This window comes from Azospirillum sp. UENF 112521 (genome assembly GCF_058780665.1).
Genome location: NZ_JBSNCI010000003.1, coordinates 612,432 through 635,380, shown reverse-complemented (window position 1 = coordinate 635,380; position 22,949 = coordinate 612,432). Strand labels below are relative to the sequence as shown.

The 22,949-nt window shown below is 67.5% G+C and carries 22 protein-coding genes; 12 read left to right on the top strand and 10 right to left on the bottom strand.

Annotated features, from left to right (window positions below; genetic code table 11):
- Window positions 1-488: 488 nt before the first annotated feature.
- The 3 genes from ACWPN8_RS18620 to ACWPN8_RS18610 all read left to right on the top strand — a co-directional run bounded on the left by ACWPN8_RS18620 (window position 489) and on the right by ACWPN8_RS18610 (window position 3,455).
- The gene (locus tag ACWPN8_RS18620) at window positions 489-1,742 is read left to right on the top strand and encodes a polysaccharide pyruvyl transferase family protein (RefSeq protein ID WP_492241764.1); all 1,254 of its coding nucleotides are present in this window, start codon (window positions 489-491) and stop codon (window positions 1,740-1,742) included.
- 8 nt (window positions 1,743-1,750) lie between these two features.
- Window positions 1,751-2,896 (top strand): hypothetical protein, encoded by a 1,146-nt coding sequence (locus ACWPN8_RS18615; protein WP_492241763.1) that lies wholly within the window; start codon window positions 1,751-1,753, stop codon window positions 2,894-2,896.
- Window positions 2,897-3,038: 142 nt separating this feature from the next.
- Window positions 3,039-3,455: a DUF1810 domain-containing protein gene (locus tag ACWPN8_RS18610; RefSeq protein WP_492241762.1), complete on the top strand. Its 417-nt coding sequence runs from the start codon at window positions 3,039-3,041 to the stop codon at window positions 3,453-3,455.
- A 24-nt stretch (window positions 3,456-3,479) separates the two neighbouring features.
- Here the strand turns inward: ACWPN8_RS18610 and ACWPN8_RS18605 are convergent, their stop codons facing one another.
- From ACWPN8_RS18605 to ACWPN8_RS18580, 6 genes are all read right to left on the bottom strand, one after another.
- Window positions 3,480-4,604: a malate/lactate/ureidoglycolate dehydrogenase gene (locus tag ACWPN8_RS18605; protein WP_492241761.1), complete on the bottom strand. Its 1,125-nt coding sequence runs from the start codon at window positions 4,602-4,604 to the stop codon at window positions 3,480-3,482.
- A 148-nt stretch (window positions 4,605-4,752) separates the two neighbouring features.
- Window positions 4,753-6,429: a methyl-accepting chemotaxis protein gene (locus ACWPN8_RS18600; protein ID WP_109448001.1), complete on the bottom strand. Its 1,677-nt coding sequence runs from the start codon at window positions 6,427-6,429 to the stop codon at window positions 4,753-4,755.
- An 85-nt stretch (window positions 6,430-6,514) separates the two neighbouring features.
- Window positions 6,515-7,147, bottom strand: a complete 633-nt coding sequence (locus ACWPN8_RS18595; RefSeq protein WP_492241760.1) for a histidine phosphatase family protein — start codon at window positions 7,145-7,147, stop codon at window positions 6,515-6,517.
- A gap of 11 nt (window positions 7,148-7,158) precedes the next feature.
- Window positions 7,159-7,917, bottom strand: a complete 759-nt coding sequence (locus ACWPN8_RS18590; RefSeq protein ID WP_492242099.1) for an alpha/beta fold hydrolase — start codon at window positions 7,915-7,917, stop codon at window positions 7,159-7,161.
- Window positions 7,800-8,312, bottom strand: coding sequence for a hypothetical protein (locus ACWPN8_RS18585; protein ID WP_492241759.1), 513 nt, complete (start codon window positions 8,310-8,312; stop codon window positions 7,800-7,802). The genes ACWPN8_RS18590 and ACWPN8_RS18585 overlap by 118 nt, the downstream gene beginning before the upstream one ends.
- A 104-nt stretch (window positions 8,313-8,416) precedes the next feature.
- Window positions 8,417-9,802: an MFS transporter gene (locus ACWPN8_RS18580; protein ID WP_247873073.1), complete on the bottom strand. Its 1,386-nt coding sequence runs from the start codon at window positions 9,800-9,802 to the stop codon at window positions 8,417-8,419.
- A gap of 885 nt (window positions 9,803-10,687) precedes the next feature.
- Between ACWPN8_RS18580 and ACWPN8_RS18575 the strand changes: the two genes are divergently transcribed.
- From ACWPN8_RS18575 to ACWPN8_RS18565, 3 genes are read left to right on the top strand one after another with little or no spacing between them, the layout of a single operon-like run.
- Window positions 10,688-11,053 (top strand): FeoA family protein, encoded by a 366-nt coding sequence (locus ACWPN8_RS18575; RefSeq protein ID WP_492241758.1) that lies wholly within the window; start codon window positions 10,688-10,690, stop codon window positions 11,051-11,053.
- Window positions 11,054-11,089: 36 nt separating this feature from the next.
- A complete protein-coding gene (gene feoB / locus ACWPN8_RS18570) occupies window positions 11,090-13,036 on the top strand; it encodes a ferrous iron transport protein B (protein WP_492241757.1) in 1,947 nt (648 codons plus the stop codon).
- A gap of 3 nt (window positions 13,037-13,039) precedes the next feature.
- A complete protein-coding gene (locus ACWPN8_RS18565; protein WP_492241756.1) occupies window positions 13,040-13,249 on the top strand; it encodes a hypothetical protein in 210 nt (69 codons plus the stop codon).
- A gap of 18 nt (window positions 13,250-13,267) precedes the next feature.
- On the opposite strand, the gene ACWPN8_RS18560 is transcribed toward ACWPN8_RS18565, so the two are convergent.
- Both ACWPN8_RS18560 and ACWPN8_RS18555 read right to left on the bottom strand, forming a co-directional pair.
- Window positions 13,268-13,948, bottom strand: a complete 681-nt coding sequence (locus ACWPN8_RS18560; protein ID WP_492241755.1) for a pentapeptide repeat-containing protein — start codon at window positions 13,946-13,948, stop codon at window positions 13,268-13,270.
- A 73-nt stretch (window positions 13,949-14,021) separates the two neighbouring features.
- A complete protein-coding gene (locus tag ACWPN8_RS18555) occupies window positions 14,022-15,863 on the bottom strand; it encodes a methanol/ethanol family PQQ-dependent dehydrogenase (RefSeq protein ID WP_109452897.1) in 1,842 nt (613 codons plus the stop codon).
- A 551-nt stretch (window positions 15,864-16,414) separates the two neighbouring features.
- Here ACWPN8_RS18555 and ACWPN8_RS18550 point away from each other — a divergent pair.
- Window positions 16,415-17,749 carry an ATP-binding protein gene (locus ACWPN8_RS18550; protein WP_492241754.1) on the top strand — a complete coding sequence of 445 codons (1,335 nt, stop codon included), beginning with the start codon at window positions 16,415-16,417 and terminating at the stop codon, window positions 17,747-17,749.
- A complete protein-coding gene (locus ACWPN8_RS18545) occupies window positions 17,746-18,378 on the top strand; it encodes a response regulator (RefSeq protein WP_492241753.1) in 633 nt (210 codons plus the stop codon). The genes ACWPN8_RS18550 and ACWPN8_RS18545 overlap by 4 nt, the downstream gene beginning before the upstream one ends.
- Before the next feature lie 6 nt (window positions 18,379-18,384).
- Here ACWPN8_RS18545 and mntR read toward each other — a convergent pair whose 3' ends face one another.
- On the bottom strand, window positions 18,385-18,822 hold the full coding sequence (gene mntR, locus ACWPN8_RS18540; RefSeq protein WP_109050890.1) for a manganese-binding transcriptional regulator MntR: 438 nt from the start codon (window positions 18,820-18,822) through the stop codon (window positions 18,385-18,387).
- 114 nt (window positions 18,823-18,936) lie between these two features.
- On the opposite strand from mntR, the gene ACWPN8_RS18535 reads away from it, so the two are divergent.
- The 3 genes from ACWPN8_RS18535 (at window position 18,937) to ACWPN8_RS18525 (ending at window position 21,723) form a co-directional block, all read left to right on the top strand.
- Window positions 18,937-20,295, top strand: a complete 1,359-nt coding sequence (locus ACWPN8_RS18535; protein WP_492241752.1) for an Nramp family divalent metal transporter — start codon at window positions 18,937-18,939, stop codon at window positions 20,293-20,295.
- Between the two features lie 78 nt (window positions 20,296-20,373).
- The gene (locus tag ACWPN8_RS18530; protein WP_492241751.1) at window positions 20,374-20,811 is read left to right on the top strand and encodes a hypothetical protein; all 438 of its coding nucleotides are present in this window, start codon (window positions 20,374-20,376) and stop codon (window positions 20,809-20,811) included.
- A gap of 84 nt (window positions 20,812-20,895) precedes the next feature.
- Window positions 20,896-21,723 carry a MetQ/NlpA family ABC transporter substrate-binding protein gene (locus ACWPN8_RS18525; RefSeq protein WP_492241750.1) on the top strand — a complete coding sequence of 276 codons (828 nt, stop codon included), beginning with the start codon at window positions 20,896-20,898 and terminating at the stop codon, window positions 21,721-21,723.
- A gap of 68 nt (window positions 21,724-21,791) precedes the next feature.
- Here ACWPN8_RS18525 and ACWPN8_RS18520 read toward each other — a convergent pair whose 3' ends face one another.
- The gene (locus ACWPN8_RS18520; protein WP_247873077.1) at window positions 21,792-22,289 is read right to left on the bottom strand and encodes a nuclear transport factor 2 family protein; all 498 of its coding nucleotides are present in this window, start codon (window positions 22,287-22,289) and stop codon (window positions 21,792-21,794) included.
- 277 nt (window positions 22,290-22,566) lie between these two features.
- Here ACWPN8_RS18520 and ACWPN8_RS18515 point away from each other — a divergent pair, with 277 nt between their 5' ends.
- Window positions 22,567-22,944 (top strand): hypothetical protein, encoded by a 378-nt coding sequence (locus ACWPN8_RS18515; protein WP_109050894.1) that lies wholly within the window; start codon window positions 22,567-22,569, stop codon window positions 22,942-22,944.
- Window positions 22,945-22,949 lie beyond the last annotated feature (5 nt).

The window sequence follows — 22,949 nt, the reverse complement described above, 5'->3', positions numbered from 1 at the left end:
GGGCCGGAGAGGAGCGGCCGGGCCACGCGATCAGCGCGACCGAACCGGGGGAAACTTAAGGATCATCGGGGCGAAAGCCATTCTGTCGGAGCCGGCGCCATCAGCGGCGCAACAGACTCTATATAGGAATTTTCACAACGCATAAAAGGGGCGCCCAGGCGAATTTTCCTGGCACCCCAACCGAAGCTCGGTTCCCGCGTCTGTCTTGGCGGAACGTTTTCGGAAATAGGACACGCCATGGCCGCTTTCAACCCCCCGCCGCAAAATCGATGATCTTTCGAATTTCGATGGACCTTCATAAGACGATCAACCGATCGTCAGTCAAATCACGAAAGACAAAATCAAGGATTAGATTTTATTAGAAAGTCTAAACACTGCACCCCAACGATCATGTCGTGTTATTTTTAGGTTGTCACTTGCAGTCATACCTCTTCTGCGCTTACCGTCGGCCTGTTTCCAGCATCCACCGACCCGAGGCTAGAGCCGACATGCTTGAAGACATCGTGATCGACACCCCTGTCGACCGGCCACACAACTCCGGCCAGGCGTCTGAACGGATTTCCGGCCATGCGCCGTCCCAGCCTCTGCGCGTCGCGGTGCTGTGGAAAACGCCGAATCTCGGCCTCTACTCGAACGCCCCCTTCGACGACCTGTACAACGGGATCGGACACAACAACGGCAACCTTGCCTTCGTGCATTCGATCTGCAGCCACATCACCAACCCGGTGAAGCATTTCAGCTGGGGCTCGTCGGCGGAGACGCTGCGGAACAACGCCGACATCATCGTCATCCCCTGCGCCAACCAGCTGGGCCGCCACACCGATTACGGCCAGATGGCGGAGAATCTGGAGAAATCCGGGCTTCCCGTCGTCGCCATCGGCCTTGGCGCCCAGGCGAACAGCTACGAGCACGACATCGAACTCAGCCCCGGCACGCTGCGCTGGGCGCAGGTGATCGCGGCCTCGAACCCATCCTCCGCGACCTCGCCCAACATCTACACCCGCGGCGCCTACACCACGGCGCAGTTGGACAAGCTGGGCATCGCCGGTTCGCTGCCCGGCGGCTGTCCGTCGCATTTCCTCAACCAGGCGCCGGGCCTGGGCCGGAAGATCCACGCGACCTGGTCGGCGCTCGACCTGCCGCGCTCGATCACCGTGGCCGGCGGCCATCAGGCCTGGGTGAAGACGCGGGAAATCGAACACCAGCTGATCGCCCTGATGATGGACCCCATCGCGCCCGGCCAGTACATCGTCCAGTCCATGGGCGAGATGATCCGTGCCTCGCGCGGTCTGTTCGACAGCATCGACCCGCATGCGCTGAAGGAAATCCACCGCCACATCGTGCCGCATTACTCCTTCGAGGAGTTCAAGGCCTGGTGCCGGAACTATATGCGCTCCTATTATGACGTGCCGGCCTGGATGGACACGCTGCGCCAGCAGGATCTGACCATCGGTTGCCGCTATCACGGCGTCGCCCTGGCGATCCAGGCGGAACGGATGGGCCTGACGGTCACCATCGATTCCCGCACGCGCGAGCTTTGCGAGAACACCGGCGTCCCCTATGCCGACGCCGCCGACCTGACGATGCCGCTGACCCGCAGCCGACTGAAATCGCTGATCAATTTCGACCCGGACGCCTACGACCGCCACCGTGCCGAGTCGGCGGCCCGTTACCTGGACTTCCTGCTTGCCAACCGGTTGCAACCGGCGCCCTTCCTGAAGTCCATCGCGAACGGCAAGTGAGGGCCGCCATGCTCCGCCGGACCGCAGCGCTGGCGATCACGCTGAGCATGGTCGCCGCACAAGCACACGCATTGACGATCAGGAAGGCGGGAGAACCGGAAACGGTCACCTCCTGGCAACGCGACGCCTGCGCCGAAAGCGACGCGCCGGACACCCCGGCGCGCGCCTTCCGGGATGCCGGCGGCACGGTGCATCTGATCGCCTCCCATTCCACCGCGCGGGCGCTGACCGGCCCGTCGCTGGATGCCGTGCGGCCCAACTGCGCGGTGATCTTCCAGGGCCACGGGCAGGACGATCCGCGCCTGCATGACGACCGCAGCTGGATCTCGTCCTTCTACACGCCGGACGGCAGCACGGTCTTCGCCCTGGTCAGCAACGAATTCCATGCGCAGAAGCGGCGGGCGCTCTGCCCGTCCGGCGAGTACATGCGCTGCTGGCGCAACAGCATAACCGCGGCGGTTTCCAGCGACGGCGGGGCCAGCTTCCGGCTGAGCGCCACCCCGCCCAACCACACCGTCGCGACGCTGCCCTACCCCTACAGCGGAGATGCCGGCCAGCGCACCGGCTATTTCGCACCCAGCAACATCGTCCGCAACGGCGACCACTGGTACGCCTTCCTGTGGGCCGAGCGGTTCGGCGCGCAACAGCGCGGGGCCTGCCTGATGCGCACCGACAACCTCGCCGATCCGCAGAGCTGGCGCGGGTGGGACGGCCACTCCTATTCCGTCCGCTTCGTGCGCGACGGCCAGAGCGCTGACGCACCGGAGAACCATGTCTGCGCCCCGGTCGCCCCCGGCGTGTTGCAGGGTACCGTGCGCAGCATCGTCCGCCACCGCGCCAGCGGCCTGTTCATTGCCACCGTGGCGATGACCCGTGATGGCCGCACCGGCGTCTGGACCACCACCTCCGCCGATCTGGTCGAGTGGTCGAAGCCGGAGCTTCTGTGGGCCACCCCCCTGCTGTTCCGCTACGGCTGCGGCGATGCGGCGGCCTTCGACTACCCGGCTCTGCTCGACCCGGACAGCCGGAGCCGCAATTTCGACGACGTCGGCAGGACCGCCTATGTCTACATGACGCGGCTGAACCTCGACAAATGCAGGATCACCTGGAACCGCGACCTCGTCCGCATGCGGGTGGAGATCGACGGAGGCTGATCGCCCGGCAGCGGCAAGGATGCCACGCCCAGAGAATGCCACGCCCAGAGCGGCCGGACCCTATAGCCTGACAAACAACCGTTGCGAAGCGCCGGCCTGCATCCGATGTCTCGGCATGCCCCCAGGAACGAGGAGCAGCGCCATGCCGGACAGCGATCCTTTCGACCTCCAGCGCTTCGTCAAGGCTCAGGACCCGGTCTATGCGACCGTGCTGGCGGAGCTGAGCGACGGCCGCAAGCGCACCCATTGGATGTGGTTTATCTTCCCGCAGCTGCGCGACCTCGGCCGCTCGCCCACCGCCCAATTCTACGGCATCGCCGGCCTGGACGAGGCGCGGGCCTATCTGGCTCACCCGGTACTCGGCAGCCGGCTGGCACAGGCAACCGAAACCGTGCTGGCCGTGCAGGGGCGGACGCTTCACGAGATCTTCGGCTCACCCGATGACCTGAAGTTCCGCTCCTCCATGACCCTGTTCGCCCAGGCGGCGGCAGAGGGGGAGATCTCTACCGCAAGGCACTCGACCGATTCTGCGACGGACGGCCGGACGATGCGACCGTGAAGCTGCTGGCCTGACGGCCGGCCGTCAGGCCAGCAGTTCGCCAAGAGCCAGCCCGCGCTCCCGCCCCAGGCTGTCCAGCATCGCCAGCGTGGCGCCGTCCAGCGGAATGCCGTCGGCCAGACGCTGGCGGCGGGTGCGGGTTTCCGGCTCGCCCGGCATCTGGATGGCTTCGGCCCCCGGCACCGTGGGCGTGTCGCGGACATAGGCCACCAGATCGTCGAGATCGGCGGCCCACTGCATGTTGCCGCCACGCGCCGGGTCGAAGACGATGGCGAACATGTTGTTCATCACCCGGCCGGAATCCTGGTGGGACGGCGTGCCCGGCATCGCCGAGGCCAGCGCCCCCGCCAGCACGTCGCACATCAGCGCCAGCCCGAAACCCTTGTGCCCGCCCAGCGGCAGCAAAGCGCCCGACGGGTCCTGGAACATCACGCCGGGATCGCGCGTGGGCTCGCCCTGCGGATCGAGCAGCAGGCCCGGCGCCATCTCCTGCCCCTTGCCCATCGCGACGCGGCATTTGCCGACGGCGACGGCGCTGGTGGCGAAATCCAGGATCAAGGCCGGTGTCGCTTGCGTGGCCGGAACCGCGATGCAGATCGGGTTGGTGCCCAGCCGCGGCCGGGTGCCGTCATGCGGCGCCACCGCCGGGCGGGTGACGACATTGACGAAGGCGAGCATGACCATCCCGGCATCGCTGCACTGCTCGCCATAGGAACCGACGCGGCCGATATGGTGGCTGTCGCGCAGCGACAGCACGGCCAACCCGTCCTGCCGCGCCTGCTCGATGGCAAGCTCCGTTGCCTCGCGCGCGATCACCTGCCCATAGCCGCTGTCGCCGCCGACCGCCAGGAAGGGGCCGGACCGGCCGATCACCGTCGCATGCCGGTTGGGGCGCAGCAGCCCGGCGGCAATCGCCGGCATGTACATCGCCAGCATGCCGACACCGTGGCTGTCATGCCCGCGCAGATTGGCCTCGACCAGATGGTCGGCGACGACCGCCGCCTCCTCTGCCTCGCTTCCTGCCGCTTGAAGCAGACGCCGCGCCGCCGCTGCCAGCCGCTCCGCCCGGACCGGCCGCAATCCGGTGCCATAGACGCCGGCAGTGAAGGATGCCGCCGCGGCGAAGGGATCCTTGTGTGATTCCGTCATTGTCTGTCATCCCGTTCGATGGCCCCTATTTGGTTGCCGGTTTCGCGGCGGGGCAAGGGCTGAATTGCGGCCAAAAATGCAAAGGGGCGGATTCCGGCAGCCTGGACCGCCGGAAATCCGCCCCGCATCAGCCGGTCAGGCTATACGGTCAGGCGGCGTTGACCTCCGCCACGAAGCGCCGGACTTCGTCCTTCAGCCGATCGGACTGCTCCGAGACGCTCTCCACGCTGGTGGAGACGAGGCGCATCCGCTCGCTGGTGGTGGTCATGGTGGACGACAGCGAGCCGACACTGCTGGTGACGCGACGGGAGTTGTCGGCGGCGGCGCGGGCGTTGGCGAAGATCTGGTGGGTCGCCGCCTCCTGCTGCTGCACGGCCGACGCCACTTCGCCGTTCAGCGCGCTGAGGTTGGTGATCAGGCTGGCGATGCTTTCGATGGCGCCGATGGCGTTCGCGGTCGCCGCCCGGATCGCGCCCACCTGCGACTGGATGTCCTCGGTGGCCTTGGCCGTCTGGGTGGCGAGGCTCTTGACCTCGCTCGCCACCACGGCGAAGCCCTTGCCGGCCTCGCCGGCACGCGCCGCCTCGATGGTGGCGTTGAGCGCCAGCAGGTTGGTCTGGCCGGCGATGGAGTTGATCAGCTCCACCACCGCGCCGATCTGCTCGGCGGCCGACGCGAGGCCGGTGACGATCCCGGTGGTATTGGAGGTCTCCGTCACCGCGCGGGATGCCGTCTGGGCGGCGCTTTCGACCTGACGGCTGATCGCGGCGATGGAGCCGCGCAGTTCCTCGCTGGCCTGGGCGGCGGACTCGACGCTGTCGGAGGCACCCTGCGCGGCACCGGCGGCAGCATGCGCCTGGTCAGTCGTGCTGGCGGCGTCGTTGGTCAGGGCGGCAGTGCGCTCGTGCAGGGCCACAGTGGTGGTGCTGAGCGTCGCCACGACCTCGTCCATCGCGCGGGCGAACTCGGCGGCACGGACGGACAGGCGCTCGCGCTGAAGGTCGCGGGCGGCACGTTCCAGGTCGGCGCGCTGGCTCTCGTCGCGGGCACCCTGCAGGGTGGTGGCGAGGCCGGCGACGGCGCGGGCCATGTCGCCGATCTCGTCGGGCCGGTCGGCGTGGGGCACGGCAACGGTCAGGTCGCCGCCGCCGATGCGGCCCAGCACGTCGCGGATCGCCAGCAGCGGGCGCGACATCCCGCGCGACACCCAGATGCCGATGCCGACGCTGATCGCCAGCAGCAGCAGCGAGACCCCAAGCTCGCGCCAGATGCGGGCGCGGAATTCCGCATCGACGTCGTCGGTGTAGACGCCGGTGCCGACCATCCACTGCCAGGGCTGGTAGCCGGCGGCATAGGCGATCTTCGGGGTCGGATCGGCGTCGTCGGTACGCTTGTGGCGGAAGGCGACGAAACCGCCGCCGGCCTTGGCGGCCTCGGTCATCTGGACGTTGAACGGGACGCCGTCGGGGTCCTTCAGGTTCAGCAGGTTCTTGCCCTCGACCTGCGGGCGCAGGCCATGAACCAGGCTGACGCCGGCATAGTCGTAGACGAAGAAATATTCGCCGTTGCCATAGCGCATGGCGCGCACGGCATCGCGGGCCCGCTCCTGCGCCTCCGCGCGCGGCAGCTTGCCGGACTTTTCCTGCTCGCCATACAGCGCGATGACGGACGCGGCCGCATCGACCATCTCCTTGACCTTGGCCTTGCGCTGCTCGATCAGGTTCGTGCGCGTTCCCGTCAGGTGGACGGTGGCCCCGGCGAGCGTGCTGAGCAGCGCCACGCCGAACACCAGCAGCATGAGCCGCGTACCAATCTTGAGCTTCATCGCCCTTCTCCTTACTCCTGATCCACGCGGCATCGCGCGGCATCCACGCATCGATTTTCGATTGGTTTTCCGACCGGTTCTCCGGTCAGGCCGGGCAGCAGGCCCCGGCTTTCGCCTCCAGCGGGGTTTCCAGTGGAGCTGCCAGCGGGTCGCACCGCCACCATCCCGGCCCGCCCGGCGGGGCGGACAGGCGGGTGAAGGCCACGACCTCGCAATTTCCCAGTTCGACACCCGGCCGGCCGGCGAGCCGGTGCAGCAGGATGCGGGCCACGCCCTTGCTGCCGACCAGCAACGGCCGGTGCTCCAGCAGTCCGGCGGGTCCGTTCGCCAAGTCGTCGACACCATCCAGGACACGGGCGGCGAAGGCGCCTTCGCTCTCTCCTCCCGGCGGCGTCTCTCCGGCGGCGAACCAGGGGCGGGTCAGCTCGATCGGCAGGCCGTTCCACGCCCCCAGGCTGCGCTCGCGCAGCCAGTCCCGGCTGAGAAGCGGAACGCCCAGCGTCTCGGCGAAGACGGCGCCGGTCACGGCGGTGCGGTCCAGCGGACCGGCGATCACCAGACCGCAGGCCCGGCCGGACCGGCGAAGCCGCTCCGCCGCGTGGCGGGCCTGTTCGATCCCACGCTCGGTCAAGGGAATGTCCCGGTCGCCGCCGCAGCGCACGCCCCGCAGGTTGTCGTCCGTCTCGCCGTGGCGCACGAAATGGAAGCCGTCACTCATCGCCGGCCCCCTCACCGGAACAGGATGCGGGCAGCACCCGCGGTCCAGCCGATGGTGCTTTCCGCCGGCAGGGCATGGGGGGCCGACAGCCAGCGGGCCAGGGCATCGATGTGCAGAGGATCGCTCAGCGTCGGGGTATGGCCGACATCCGGCACATGCAGGACGCTCACCCCCGGCTTGCCCATCATCCGGGCGATGGTCGCCTCCTGCAGGGCGTCGCTCATCATGCCGTGCACCAGCAGCACCGGGCAGTCGATGCCCTGCCAGTCGTCCCACTGGTCATGGTCCTGGATGGCGCCGTCGCGGTAGCATTGCAGCGCCCGGATGTCGTGGCGGTAGACCCGGCCGCCATTCTCCTCCGACCAGCGGGTCTGGTGGAAGCTGTTGTGCAGGAGAACGGTGTCGTCCACCGGCCCGTCATTCTTCTGGGCCGCTCCGGTGCGGTGGAACAGTTGGGCCGGATGGCGGAAGACATAGTGGCGGGCGACGGATTCGGCGCGCCGGCGCCGCCGTTCGGTCGGGATGAAGGGGCCGATGTCGTTCAGGATAAGGCGTTCCACCAGATCCGGAGCCTCTGCCGCCACCCGCATCGCCACGCTGCCGCCGAGCGAGGACCCCAGCAGGGTGACCGGTCCCAACTGCTTGTGGCGGATCAGGGCCAGCACCTGGGCGACGGTTCCGTCGAAACTGTAGTCCGACTGGTCGGCCAGCCAGCCGCTGCGGCCGCGCCCGGCCCAATCGAGGCACAGCACATGGTAGCGGTGCGACAGGGCGCGGGCGACATAGTCGAAGCGCCGGGCGGAATTGGCGATTCCCCCAGGCATATCAGCGCCGGATTCTGCGGGCTGCCCCATTCCGTGTAGGCGAGGCGGATGGTGTAGTCGGTGCGCAGCCGCTCCACCGTGCCGAGTTGCAGTGCCGCGCTGTGTGTATAGTCGAAATGGCGCAGGCGATGGCCGGCACCGATCAGCGGCTCGACCACCCGCATGATGGTTTCATAGTTCTTCCAGGTCATGTCCTCGACGGATCCGATCCCCAGCGCCTCCAGGGTGACGCGCAGGGTCTCCATCGCGCCGTCGTGGCGGCCATGGGCAGGAAGGGTTTCCCTGGCGAAGGACGGGCAAGGCATCGTCGGAACTGGCTCCACGAGCATCTGGTCAGGCATGGGCGTCGAAGCCTCCGTGATCGATGGGTGTGGGGGCAAGGGACACAAGGCTGTCGGGGTTTGCGGCATCGGGGGATGACGCAAGGGGCTGGAGGCGGGGGAATTCATCGGACAGCCTCTCCCGCTGCCGGCGAGGCGGACGGAGCCAGCAGGAAGACGACGCAGAAGGCGGTCCCGCACAGCATGCCGAGCGCACCGAGAGCGACCAGCGCAGCCTGCGCTCCAAAGCGGTCGGCAATCGCCGCCGCCAGCAACGGACCGATCACCGAACCGCCGCGTTCCAGCAGGCGGTAGACCGCGAAGACGCTGGAATCGCCCATGCGGGCGCAGTCCGCGCGGCAGACCTCCGGGACCAGAGCCAGCTGGGTGGCGTTGTTGAAGGCATGGGCGACGCCGAGCGCGGCGATGCCGATCAGGATTCCCGCGACGCCCTGTTCCTGCAGGATCGCCAGCGTGCCGGCCCCGCCGACCAGCCCGCCCAGCCCGGCGAACAGGGCATGGCGGCCGGTGCGGTCGGCGACCTTCGACACCCACGGGCCGAGCAGGACGATGATCAGCCCGTAGGTCATCATCAGACGGCCGATCCCGGCCGGGGTCTCACCGGCCGCATGCAGCGACACCGGGACGAGATAGAAGAGGTATCCGGTCAGCATCAGCTTCGTCGGCACCGACGAGAACAGCAGCAACGCCAGGAACCGGGGATTGGCAAGCAGTGCGGTCGCATCGCCCATGCGGAAGGGGTGTTGTCGCACCCGCTCCGTCCGGTCGGCCGGAAGAAGCGTCACCGCCGCCGCGGCCGCCAGCGCCAGCAGCGCCGAAACCGCGAAGGTGGCGCGATAGCCGAACTGGTCGGCGAGGATGCCGCCCAGCGGTGCGCCGCACAGGCCGGCGACGATCACCGCGGCGACGAACTGCGCCATGCCGCGCGCCCGCCGGTCCGCCGGGGTGTGGCGGGCGACGAAGCCCTGCGCGCCGATGAACATCACCGCATAGCCGAGCGCGCAGGCCCCACGCCAAAGCAACAGTTCCGCCATCGATCCGGCCATCGCCGTCCCGATGAATCCCGCCACCGCCGGCAGGGTGCCGAGCAGCAGCGTGCGGCGGCTGCCGAACCGGTCGGCCCAATGGCCGGCGAAGGGAGTGAAGACGGCGACCAGAGCCATGAACAGCCCGATCGGCAGCCCCATCATCATGGTCTCGGACAGGCCGGGAACCGGGGTGTAGAGTTCGCGGGCGTAGAGCGGCAGGAAGGACCGCGACAGTTCCTCCGCCAGCATGAACAGGAACAGGGCGGCACGCATGCGGCCCACCGCCGATGCCGGCTCCGCATCCCCGCAGCCCGGGCGGGCGGCGAGCAAAAGCAGCCCTTCAAACACCAGAAGAAGGCAGACGACCAGCATCACGGCAGCGTCATAGAAGAAGCCGCGCACCGCCTCGGCTGGCAGCAGACCCGCGAGCCCCGGCAAAGTCATGGCACAGAATGCAAGCATGGCCCCTGCCACCACCATCAGCCCCCGCAGGGGCGTGGCACCGGCCAACCCTGGGAAAGAAGGCAGCAGCCAGCCGGCTGACCACAGGACCGCCGGAATTGCAGCCGCCAGGATCGCCATATGGTTGCGTGCGGAATCGAGCGACATCCGTGTAGCAGAAAAGGTGAAATCTGCAGCGGCATTTCCATAAAATTTTGCATAAATCAGACAAGAAAACAGTATGATTCCAGTCATCGCCAGAACAGGCAGAACGATGTGCGGACGTGTGACTGATTTCGATTGCATTGTTAGCTCCAGACACACAACCGCTGCGCAGAAGTGTTTCGGAGGCTAATTCGTAACTCCAAAGAATTGGTAAATCGAATTTGCTTCGGAAATAAAAGTTCTAGATTCTGAATGTCATACCAGGGTATGATTTTTGTTGGCAATACTGATACTGAAAATATTCAGGAAAATACGATGGAACGTCTCTCAATACATATTTCTGATATGATTTTTATATGAATTTCAATGTTTTTTGGCGGCGCAGGACGCCATTGCCCAGCAATCCGCGACGCCAGAGAGTGGAATACACACGTTGGTTGCGGCGCAGCAAAAAGTAAGCTTTGCTATTTTGAATTGGAATCGCCTCCTGATTTTCACACAGATTGAGAGTGATATCGCGAAGACGCACCCAACTCCTTCGCTTTTTTTCGGGAAAAATCGAAAAAATTGCCGCCCAGGGAGAGGCGCTTCACCCCTTTCGCCCCGGCTCCGTAAGGACGGGACCGTTCCGCGGCGCTTCGCCACATCGCAAATGCAAGTGATTCGCATCATTGTCGGGTTTGCGGCCCTTGCCGCCCATGCGCACGTCCTTTCCGGCGTGCCGCCCACAGGTGTTCCACCATGATCCCGCCGCTACCCGGCCCCGCTCACGCCGCCCATCCTTCCACCGCCACCCGCCAGACTCCCGGTCCTGCACCCGGCACCAGCTCCGATCCCCCCGCCGGGGACGATTGCTGCCGTCTCGGCGCGTTGCGCAAGGGCCAGCGCGCGGTTGTGACCGGTCTGGACGACTCCGCCGTCGCAACCCCGCTGCCACCCGGCGAACTGGAACGCCGCATGATCGAGATGGGCCTGATCGAAGGTGCCCGCGTGGAAATCCTGCATGAGGGCTTCCCCGGCGCCGATCCGCTTGCCGTGCGCATCAACGACCACACCCTGGCCTTGCGCCGGGCGGAGGCGCACGCCGTCCTGGTGACGCTCGGCTGAGCCGTCACCTCCTCTTCCTGCGGAAAGGTTTCCGCGATGTCCGATACCGTTCTTTCCACCCCGGCCTTTATGGGCGCTCCGCCGCGCATCGCCCTGGTCGGCAATCCCAATTGCGGCAAGACCGCCCTGTTCAACGCGCTGACCGGCGCCCGCCAGAAGGTGGCGAACTATCCCGGCGTGACGGTCGAGCGCAAGATCGGCGAGTTCCTCAGCCCGGCCGGCACCCGCGTGCAACTCGTCGACCTGCCCGGAACCTACAGCCTGCGCGCCCGCTCCCCCGACGAGGAGGTGACGCGCGACGTCGTGCTGGGCCGCTTCCAGCACGAATCCCCGCCGGACGTGATGGTCTGCGTCGCCGATGCCACCAACCTGCGCCTGCATCTGCGGCTGGTGCTCGAGTTGAAGAAGCTCGGCCGGCCGATCATCCTCGCGCTCAATATGATGGACGTGGCGGAGGCGCGGGGCTGCCGCGTCGATGCGGCGGCCCTGTCGGCGGCGCTGGGCGTGCCGGTGGTGCCGACGGTGGCGATCAAGCGCACCGGCGTGGCCGGGCTGCTCGACCAGATCGACCGCAGCATGATCGCGATGACCGCCGCGCTGGCCCCCTCTCCCGGCAACGCCCCTGACATTATCCCCGGCACCTCCTCCTGCGGTTGGAGCGAGCCCTCCGCCCTCGACCTGCGCGCCTATCATCAGGAGGTCGAAGCCATCCTGGCCGCTGCATTGCGCGATGCCGGCCGGCCGTCGCTCGCCACCCGCCGCATCGACGCCGCCCTGCTGCATCCGGCCATCGGCCTGCCCTTCCTGTTCCTGGTGCTGTTCCTGATGTTCCAGGCGGTGTTCGCCTGGGCCGCCGTGCCGATGGACATGATCGACAAGGGGCTGGGCTGGGTTCAGGCCGGCGCCGGAGCGGCCCTGCCCGACGGGCTTTTGAAAAGCCTGCTGACCGACGGCATCATCGCCGGCGTGGGCAGCGTGGTGATCTTCCTGCCGCAGATCCTGGTGCTGTTCTTCTTCATCCTGATGCTGGAATCCACCGGCTACATGGCGCGGGCGGCCTTCCTGCTCGACCGGCTGATGGGCGGTGTCGGACTGCATGGCCGGGCCTTCATCCCGCTGCTGTCCAGCTTCGCCTGTGCCGTCCCCGGCATCATGGCGGCCCGCACCATCGAGAACCGCGCCGACCGGCTGGCCACCATCATGATCGCCCCACTGATGACCTGCTCGGCCCGGCTGCCGGTCTATACGCTGATCATCGCCGCCTTCGTCCCCGACCGGACGGTGGCCGGCGGCATGATCGGCTTGCAGGGGCTGGTGATGTTCACCCTCTACGCCGCCGGCATCCTCTCGGCGCTGGCGGCCGCCTTCGTGCTGAAGCGAACGATCTTCAAGGGTGCGCGCGAACCGCTGCTGATGGAACTGCCGTCCTACCGGCTGCCCAGCCCGCGCGACATCCTGCTGGGGCTGCTGGAGCGGGCGCGCATCTTCCTGGCCCGCGCCGGCACGGTGATCTTCGCCATCATGATCCTGCTGTGGTTCCTCGGTAGCTTCCCGGCGGCGCCCGACGGAGCGACCGGACCGGCCATCGACCACAGCTTCGCCGGGATGCTCGGCCATGCGCTGGCCCCGCTTCTCGCCCCCATCGGCTTCACCTGGCAGATCGCCATCGCGCTGGTGCCGGGCATGGCAGCGCGCGAGGTGGCGGTGGCGGCCCTCGGCACCGTCTATGCGCTGAGCGAGACGGGCGACGCACTCTCCGGCTCGCTGGCCGGCGTGCTGGCGGCGGACTGGAGCCTGCCGACGGCGCTGTCGCTGCTGGCATGGTTCGTGTTCGCCCCGCAATGCGTCTCCACCCTGTCGGTGGTGAAGCGGGAAACCAACAGCTGGTTCTGGATGCTGGTGATGATCGTCTACATGACGGCGCTCGCCTATGGCGCCGCCTTCGTCACCTTCCACCTGTCCAGCGTCCTGCTGGGAGGGTGAGCCATGATGGAAAGCCTGCCCGAAACCATCCTTGTCGGCCTGATCGTAGCCGCCGCCTTCGCCTGGGTGGCCTGGACCATCCTGCTGCCTACCCCCTTGCGCAACCGCCTGCGCCGGCTGGCCGGCCGGCGGGCTCCCGCGCAGGCGGGCGGCTGCTCCGGCGGCTGCTGCGGCTGCGAGGCGGCGGGACCGAAACGCGGCAAGCGCTGCTGACGGTCCCGCCGCACACCGTCACCAGCCGGTCGGGCAGGACCGGCAGTCGGTCATCAACGCGTCCTGGAAGATGGCGAAGCGCAGCTTGGCCCCGTCCATGTTCGCCCCGGACAGGTTGGACAGGGCCATCTTCGCCTCCTGAAGGTTGGCCCCCTCCAAGCTGGCGCCGGCGAGATTGATCTTGTCGGCGCGGATCGCCTCCAGATTGGCGGCGGTCAGGTCGCTGCCGGTGAAGTCGGCGCCGGTGGCTCGGGCGAATTCCAGGTTGGCGCCCCTCAGCCGCGCACCGGACAGGCGCGCGCCCTGGAGAAAGGCGGTGCGCAGGTCGGCCCCGTCCAGAATGGCGCCGGTCAGGTCGGCGCCGCGCAGATCCGCCTTGCGCAGGTCGGCCCGCATCAGGTTGGCCCCATGCAGATCGGCCCCGGCCAGCGACAGTCCACGCAAATTGCGATGCCGCAGATCCAGGTTGGGGCAGACGATGCGGGGGCCAAGCGTGCATCCGTTGACGACGCTCGCCCGCTCCTCCTCGCCGCCGCCGACCGGCAGCGCGGCCTCCTCGACGGCCGCCGGGATCGCCGCCGTCTCCATCTCCGCCGCCAGCACGGCGGGAACAGGCGCCGCAAGACAGGCGGCCAGGGCGTTCAAAGCCAGGATCCGACAGAATTTTCTCGGCAGCGCGGCCTTGCTGTGCGACGTCATGATGATGCCTCCGATGAAAAGGACCGGGGCGGCGACCGCCCCGGCGCTCCAGGCTCCGGTTTCGCGGAGCCGGTCACTTGCTGCTGGAGACCTTCACGTCGGCCAGCTTGAACACCCAAAAGGAACCGCCCTGGGTCACGCGGGTGGTCAGGTCGGCAAGGTCACCGCCCCACAGCGGCACCGCGCCGCCATAGCCGGTGGTGATGCCGACATACTGCACCCCGTCCTGCTCCCAGGTGATCGGGGATGAGACGATCCCCGACCCGGTCTGGAAGTGCCACAGCTCCTGTCCGGACTTGGCGTCGAAGGCCTTGACGAAGCCGTCGCCGGTGCCGGTGAAGACCAGATTGCCGGCGGTCGCCAGCGTGCCGGCCCACAGCGGCAGTTCCTCCTTATGCTCCCAGACGATCTTGCCGGTCTTCGGATCCAGCGCCCGCAGGCTGCCGACATGATCGTCGAACATCTTGTGGATGCGGAACCCCATGCCGAGATAGGCCGAGCCGGGGTTGTAGCCGACATGCTCGGTCCAGTAATCCTCCTTCCAATGGTTGGCGGCGATGTAGAACAGCTTGGTGTCCTCGCTGTAGGACATCGGGTTCCAGTTCTTGCCGCCCAGGAAGGGCGGCGACACCTCGACCGGCTTGCCGCGCTTCTCGCCTTCGGCCGGCAGCGGCGGGCGCTGGCCCTCATTCTCGATCGGACGGCCGGTCTTCAGGTCGATGCCCTTGGCCCAGGTGATGCCGTCGACGAAGGGATAGGCCGCCAGCACGCTGTTGGGCTTGTTCGCCTCGCCGCCGGCCGTCGCCAGCTTGGTGCGGTCGGTGACGTAGAAGAAGCCGTTGCGGTCAGCATGCGCCGTCGCCTTCACCGTCTTGCCCGAGGCGTCGGTGTAGTCGAACAGCACCAGCTCGTTGTTGCCGGAGAAGTCCCAGGTGTCGTTCGGCGTGTGCTGGTAGAAGCCCTTCAGCTCGCCGGTGGTCGGGTCGACATAGGCCTGGCCGGAGGTGTAGAGGCTGTCTCCCGGCCAGCGCGCCCAGCCGTTCCAGGGCGCCGGGTTGCCGGTGCCGATGACGATGGTGTTGGTCTCCACGTCGAAGGTGGCGCTCTGCCAGGGCGCGCCGCCGCCGTGGTTCCACGCCTCCACCAGATTGCCGTCCTTGTCGCGCGGCCAGGAGGGGGCCTTGTCGCTGCCGGTCGGCGTGCTGTCCTTGCCGTTCAACCGGCCCATATGGCCCTCGACCAGCGGGCGCATCCAGATCTCGTCGCCGGTGTCGGGATCGCGGGCGAACAGCCGTCCGACCACGCCGAATTCGTCGCCCGAAGACCCGTGGATCAGCAGAACCTTGCCGGTCTTCTGGTCCTTCACGATGGTCGGCGCACCGGTCATGGTGTAGCCGACCTTGTGATCGGCGAACTTCTTCTTCCAGACGACCTTCCCGGTGTCCTTGTTCAGCGCGACGACGGAGGCGTCGAGCGTGCCGAAGAAAACCTTGTCGCCATAGATCGCGGCGCCGCGGTTGACCACGTCGCAGCAGGGGCGGATGTCGTCGGGAAGCCGGTGGGAATAGCTCCACAGCCGCTTGCCGGTCTTGGCGTCCAGCGCGAACATCCGCGAGTAGGAGCCGGTGACGTAGATCACCCCGTCATGGACCAGCGCCTGGGTTTCCTGCCCGCGCTGCTTCTCGTCGCCGAAGGAGAAGGACCAAGCGGGGACCAGACGTGACACGCTTTCGGTGTTGATCTGCTTCAGGGTGCTGAAACGCTTGCCTTCCACCCCCATCCCGTACATCAGCACGTCGCCGGGATTCTTCGCATCGTTGGCGATGGCATCCCAGGTGACGTCGGACGCCAGTGCCGGACCGGCAGGCGCCGCGGCCAGGAACAGCGCGGCAGCCACCGCCGCCATCCCGGCCATGCAGGTCCCGCGGAAGCGGCGTCGCGGCTTGCCGCCGGTGACGGCCGCAATCGTGCTGTAGGACGAAAGTGTCATGCGTTTCCCCCGATGATTGGCCGCGAAGCGGCGGTTGCGAACACGGCCTGCGCAGCCGTGCCGGCGATGGCGTCACGCCGGCCCGATCCCGTTCCTGCAAGCGGCGGGAGGCGATGCCGCCCCAGTAACGGGATGAGCCGAGCGTGACGATGTCGCGCCAGAAAGCCGTTGCCTTCTGAATGGCAGGACCCTTTTCAGGCCGGCCTGTGCATCCCGCCCGGCGCACAGCACCATGTCTTGCCGGCTCCAATAGTCTCCCGGACGGAGCCATGGTTCCATTCGACAATCCGGGGAAGAACTTCTTGACACAGCTCCATGATGACATCCCGGATCGACCGGGATTTTTTCCCGTTCGATGCGGTACACGGCCAGGATCGGCATCCGCACTGCGGCTCGATTGTGCGAAGGGTGGATGGCACCCGAACAGATGGATGGGTTAGCATTCCGTCGATGGTCGTATTTCGGAGTGGGCGCTGGTGTCGCTGAGGATGCGCATCCTGGCCCTGATCGGGCTTTTCCTTCTGCTGATGGCCACCGCCGGCGGTGCGGTGATGGTCGCCAATGCCCGCGATGCCGTTCGCGCAGAAATGGCCTCCGCCCTCGAACTGGGCGGCGCGTTGAGTCTCGCGGTGGCAGAGCACGGTGACATCCCCGGCGGCATCGCCATGCTGAACGGGCTGGGGCTGCGCCACCTGCGTTTCATCGGGGCCGACGGCCTGCCGAGTTCGGAACCGGCGGACCGGCGCGTGCCGGACTGGTTCGCAGCACTGATCGGCGTCGATCTGCAAGAGCGGCAGCTAGCAGCCGGCAAGCTGCGCATCGTTGCCGAGCCCTGGGACGAGATCGCCGAGGTCTGGGAGGACATGACCGATCTCGCCGCCGCAACGCTAGTGGTCGGGCTGCTGCTGATGGGGGCCGCCTATCTGGCGGTCGGGCGCGCCCTGGTTCCGCTGGCACGGCTGGAGGCCGGGGTGGAAAGGCTGCGTGCCGGCCATTACGCATTTTCCTTCGATGGCCGCGGGGTTCCCGAACTCGACCGGCTGGGAACCGGAATCGCCGCGCTGGCCCACGGGCTGGCAGCGGCGGAGGCGGAGAACCGGCGGGCCGGCCAGCGCATCGTCGCGGCGCAGGATGCCGAACGGCGGGAGGTCGCCCGCGAAATCCACGACGAACTCGGTGCCGCCCTCTTCGCGATCAAGGTGGATGCCGGTCGCATCCTGCGCCTGCGGGAGGGCCGAAGCGATGGGGATGCCACCGGCGAAGCGGCCGAGCGCGCCGGCAAGATCCTGGACACCGCGGCGGAGGTCCATCGGTTGAGCCGCCGCCTCCTGGCCCGCCTGCGCCCCGCCCTGCTGGACCAGCTGCCGCTGAGCGAGGCGCTGGCCGAGCTGGCCGGAGACTGGAGGAGGCGTCAGCCCGACGTCGCCCTGACCCTTGCCATCGAGCCGGCCCCGGCGGTGGCGGAGCTGGATGGCTGCGACGACGTGTTGCGGCTGACGGTTTATCGGCTGGTTCAGGAATCGTTGCTCAACGCCTTTCGCCATGCCAAACCGTCGGCAATCACCGTCACTCTGCGGGTCGATCCCGAGGCAGTCGAGATAGTCGTCGCCGATGACGGACCCGGCCTGCCGGACGGCGACGAACCGGCAAGGAACGGCTTCGGAATTTCCGGTATGGCGGAACGGGTGCACACTCTGGGCGGCAGCCTGTCGATCGGAACCGCGACCGGCGGCGGCACCCGTGTGTCGGCGCGCCTGCCCCGGCCCGCCCAGTCGCCATACTCGCCGGCAGCATTGGAGCGCATGGCGTGACCCACACCATTCTCCTGGTCGACGACCACCCCATCGTCCGGGCCGGCTGCCAGCGCCTGCTGGCCGAAGCGGCGCTCGGCCGCGTTGTGGAGGCGGAGGATGTCGGCAGCGCGCTGAATCTGTGGCGGGCGGAGCGGCCGGACGTCGTCGTGCTCGACCTCAATATTCCGGGAGACGGAGGCGGCATGGCCGTGCTGCGGACCATCCGCCAGGAAAACCCGGCGGTCCCGGTCCTGATTTTCAGCATGCATGAGGATCCGGCCATCGCCGCCCGCGCGCTGAAGGCCGGCGCCCGCGGCTATGTCACCAAGAACGACGCCCCGGACAGCCTGGCCTTCGCCATCGGTACGGTGCTGGCCGGCCGCATTCATCTGGACAGCGGGCTTGCCCGCGATCTGGCATTGATGAGCCTGTCGCCGCCGTCCGACCCGCTGGCCGTCCTGACCCAGCGGGAGCGGGAGATACTGGCCCTGGTCGGACGAGGGATGACAGCCTCGGCCATCGCGGATCGGCTGGGGATCAGCCAGAAGACGGTGGCCAACAGCTGTACCCAGATCAAGGACAAGCTGGGCGCCGACAGTGCCCGCGCCCTGATCCGCATCGCCATCGACAACGGTCTCGCCGACTGAACGGCCTCAGCCGCCCTGGGCCAGCGCGCGGCGGAAGGCGTCCAGCGTCTCGGCGCTGACATGGTGTTCGATGCCTTCGGCATCGATGCGCGCCGTGTCGGCGCTGACGCCGAGGGAGCGGAGGAAGGCCACCACCGTCCGGTGCCGCTCCCGGCTTTCCTCGGCGATCCGCCGGCCGGCATCGGTCAGGAACACCGCCCGGTAAGGCTTGCGATAGACCAGCCCGTCGGCCGCAAGCCGGTCCAGCATGCGGGCGACGGTGGGCTGCGCCACCCCCAGCCTTGCGGCGATGTCGACCTGTCGGGCCTCCTGCCCGCTTTCGATCAGGTCGGCGATCAGTTCCACGTAATCCTCGGCCAGGGCGGTCCGCTGGGCCTCCCGCGTCTTGCGGAAGCCCTCGGCATGGAGTTCGGCATCGGGAAGGTCCGCATCGCTGTCAGTCACGCCCCACCCGCCCGGAAAAATGTTCGGATGCTGAAAGTATAGCACCTTGCATACTCGTTGTCCCGGTACATACTTGATTGATACCAGTTCGCATTTTGGCCGGGAGTCACGCCGATGTCGGAAGCCGAAGCCGCCGTGCCGCCCCACCGGGCCTGGAGATATTCCAGTCCGGACGGGGAGCTCCGGCCGAGCCTGCCGGAGGTCCATGCCTCCGTCGCGGTACCGCAGGGTGGCCTGTGGCTGCGTCGGCTGATGGCCTTCGCCGGGCCGGGCTACATGGTGTCAGTCGGCTACATGGACCCCGGCAACTGGGCGACCGACCTCGCCGGCGGGTCGCAGTTCGGCTATACGCTGCTGTCGGTCATCATGCTGTCGAACCTGATGGCGATCCTGCTGCAATCGCTGTCGGCGCGGCTGGGCATCGTCACCGGACGCGATCTGGCGCAAGCCTGCCGCGACCATTACCCGCGCCCGGTCAACCTGATGCTTTGGGTGGCGTGCGAAGCGGCGATCATCGCCTGCGACCTTGCCGAGGTCATCGGCACCGCCATCGCGCTGAACCTGCTGTTCGGCATCCCGCTGATCGGCGGCGCGCTGATCACGGCACTCGACGCCTTCCTGGTGCTTCTGCTGATGCAGCGGGGTTTCCGCTATCTGGAAGCCTTCGTGGTGGCCCTGCTGACGGTCATCGCCGGCTGCTTCCTGGTGCAGATCATCGCGGCGGCCCCGCCGTTGGCCGCCGTGCTGCACGGCTTTGTGCCGACGACCCAGGTGGTGACCAACCCCGGTATGCTCTATGTCGCCATCGGCATCCTGGGGGCGACGGTGATGCCGCACAACCTCTACCTCCACTCCTCCATCGTGCAGACGCGGGCCTATCCTCGCACCGACGAGGGGCGGCGCGACGCCATCACCTGGGCCACCGTCGACAGCACCATCGCGCTGATGCTGGCCCTGTTCGTCAACGCGGCGATCCTGATCCTGGCGGCCAGCGTCTTCCACGGCAGCGGCCATACCGAGGTGGCGGAGATCGGCGAGGCATTCGAGCTGCTGTCGCCCCTGCTGGGCCTGGGCATCGCCTCGACCCTGTTTGCGGTGGCGCTGCTGGCCTCGGGCCTCAATTCCACCGTCACGGCGACGCTGGCCGGGCAGATCGTGATGGAAGGGTTCCTGCGGCTGCGGCTGCCGCACTGGATGCGCCGGCTGCTGACCCGCGGCCTCGCCATCATCCCGGTGGTGGTGGTGACGGCGCTCTACGACGAAAGCGGCACGGCCCAGCTGCTGGTGTTCAGCCAGGTCGTGCTGTCGATGCAGCTTCCCTTCGCGGTGATCCCGCTGGTCCGCTTCGTCACCGACCGCGGCAAGATGGGCCGCTTCGTCGTGCCCGGCTGGGTCGCCGGGCTGTCCTGGGTCGTCGCCGGCCTGATCGTCGTGCTGAATCTCAAATTGTTGTACGACACCGTTCTGGGCTGAGCGCTGTTGTGTATCGGGCGGGACGCGTTATCTGAAGGTCCGTCCCAAACGAGTGCGCATCGCCGCGGAGGATCGGACATGACCATCGGCCGTCTGCGACTGATGTCGGTTTGGCGCGGCGGGCTTCTCGCCGCAGCCACCCTGCTGTCCGCCTCCTGCGCCAACCCGCAGGCCGAGTTGGCTCTGCGTGCGCCCGAGGCGATGGTCGGGATGAGCAAGGGCAGCCTGCTGTCCTGCGCTGGCGTGCCGGAACGCTCCGCCGTCAACGGCGACGCGGAGTATCTGGCCTACACCCGCCGGCAGACCCTGGTCGACCGCGACGTGGATTGGGAGCCCAGCCCCTGGCTCGGCCCGCGCGGACCGCTGCTGTGGCAGCCCGACGTGACGACCTGGTCCCGGACCTACAGTTGCGAAGCGACCTTCGAACTGCATGGTGGGCGGGTCACCGCGGTGCGCTACAACGACAGGCGCGATCCCACGCTGTGCTACCAGATCGTCGGAAATTGCATGCGCTAGGCGCCGGCCGGTCGGGCTATCTGGCAGCCTCTCGGCACCCCGTCAACGACCGGGGGCCGCCGAGCCAAAGATAAAGGAGTCGACATGCAAGGCAAAACAACGTCCTGGCTGCGCCGGGCTGGACTGGCCGGCGGCATTGCCCTGGCCCTCCTCACCACCCAGATCGCCGCCCACATCGCCGAAGCCGCTGCCGAGACCGTGAAGCTCGGCGTCATGGGCGGTGCGGAGGAGGAGATCGCCGAGGTGGCGAAAACGGTGGCAGCCGGCAAGGGTCTGACCGTCGAACTGATCACCTTTTCCGACTACAACATCCCCAACGCGGCGCTGGATGCCGGCGACCTCGACGCCAACGCCTTCCAGCACAAGCCCTATCTGGAGGCCCAGATCGCCGCGCGCGGCTATAAAATCGTGCCCATCGGCTTCACCATCGTCGAGCCGATGGGGCTCTATTCCCGCAAGATCAAATCCGTCAGCGATCTGAAACCCGGCTCCAGCATCGGCATTCCGAACGACCCCAGCAACGGCGGCCGTGCGCTGAACCTGCTGGCGGCCAACGGACTGATCACGCTGGCGCCCGGCAAGGGCCTGTCGCCGAGCATCCTCGACATCGCCGAGAATCCGAAGAAGCTCAAGCTGGTGGAACTGGAGGCGGCACAGCTGCCGCGCGCCTTGGAAGACTTCGACGCGGCGATCATCAACACCGACTATGCGGTGAATTCCGGCCTGACGCCGTCGAAGGACGCGCTGATCCAGGAGCCGCGCGAAGGCAACCCCTACGGCAACTTCATCGCCGCGCGGGAAAAGGACAAGGACCGTCCCGCCCTGAAGACGCTGGTCGAGTCCTTCCAGTCCAAGGAGGTCCGCGACTTCCTGGAGACCCGGTTCAAGGGTGCGATCCTGCCAGCCTGGTAACTGATGCCCTGCCGCCTCCCCCTTCGCGGGTGGGAGGCGGCAGAATCCCCGATCAGACGGTCGGGCGGTCAGGCCGCCGGCAGCGGCGAGGCCTGACGGGCGAGCAGCTTCCAGGCTCCGTCGACCTTCTTCCAGACCTGCAGCACCTTGATGTGGGCGGTGTTGGTCTTGCCGTCCGGCAGGTTGTTGACCGAATCGAAGGTGTGGCGGGCGACCGCGATATCGCCGACCACCTGGATCGCATGGTCGCTGAGATCCAGCGCCTTGAAGGCGTTTTTGCCGTCGAGGCTGCCGACGAAGGCGGCCTTGTCCTCCAGCCGGCTGTTAGAGTGGCCGTAGGTCAGCTGGTCCATCGTCATCGCCCGCAGCGTGGCGCCGTCGCCCGCCAGCATGGCGTCGCGAAGGCCGTTCACCGCCTTCGCCACCGCCTGCTGGTCGTCATCGGCGGCAAACGCACCCCCCAGCGGCGCGATGGCGGCGGGCATAGCCAGCCCGGCGGCAGCGGCGGCGAGCAGAAGGCGGCGCGAGCGGATGTGGCCGGATTTGAACGCAGTCTTCTTGAGCATGGTGACCCTCCCATTCGATTGCAGTCACGCCCACCCGGAATGCTGGCGGGCGGGCAATGTAATATACTAGTATCCACGTCAGTGCCACAAACCGTTTGGGTGTGCGCCGGTTCGCCGCAGAAGAACGGACAGGCCGCCTTTGGATTTCCGGTTGGCATGCCCCCATCCGCATGGGCTATGTGACTTTCCGGAGATCATCTTGTGATTGGCTGCGCCGGACGGGGCGGGCGGCTATGCTCCCGGCCGCGGAGACGGATTTGAAAGCGGGGAGAGGGGCATGACGACCAGACGGCGAAAACTGCCGCGCAAGCGCAAGGGCCGGCAGGCAACCGCAGTTCGCGGGTCGGCAGGGGAGCCGGTCAATACCGGACGGCCGTCCCAGGGTGGCTTGACGACGGCCATCAGGGGGACCGCGGCAACCGCGGGCATGGCGGCCAAGGGCCGTGGCCGGGTGCGCTACGTGCCCACGCCGGACGCCGCCGCCGGCCGCTTCCTCAGCCCAGAACAGCAATTTCTGCTGAAGAAGCGGCGCGAGGCCGAACAGCGCGAGGCAAAGGACCGGCGCACCGCCTTCGCCATCATCCTGGTGCTGGTGCTTCTGGCGGCGGGTGCGGTCGCCGGTCTGGTCTGGCTCTGGCGGTCGTCAGCCCTCTGACATCG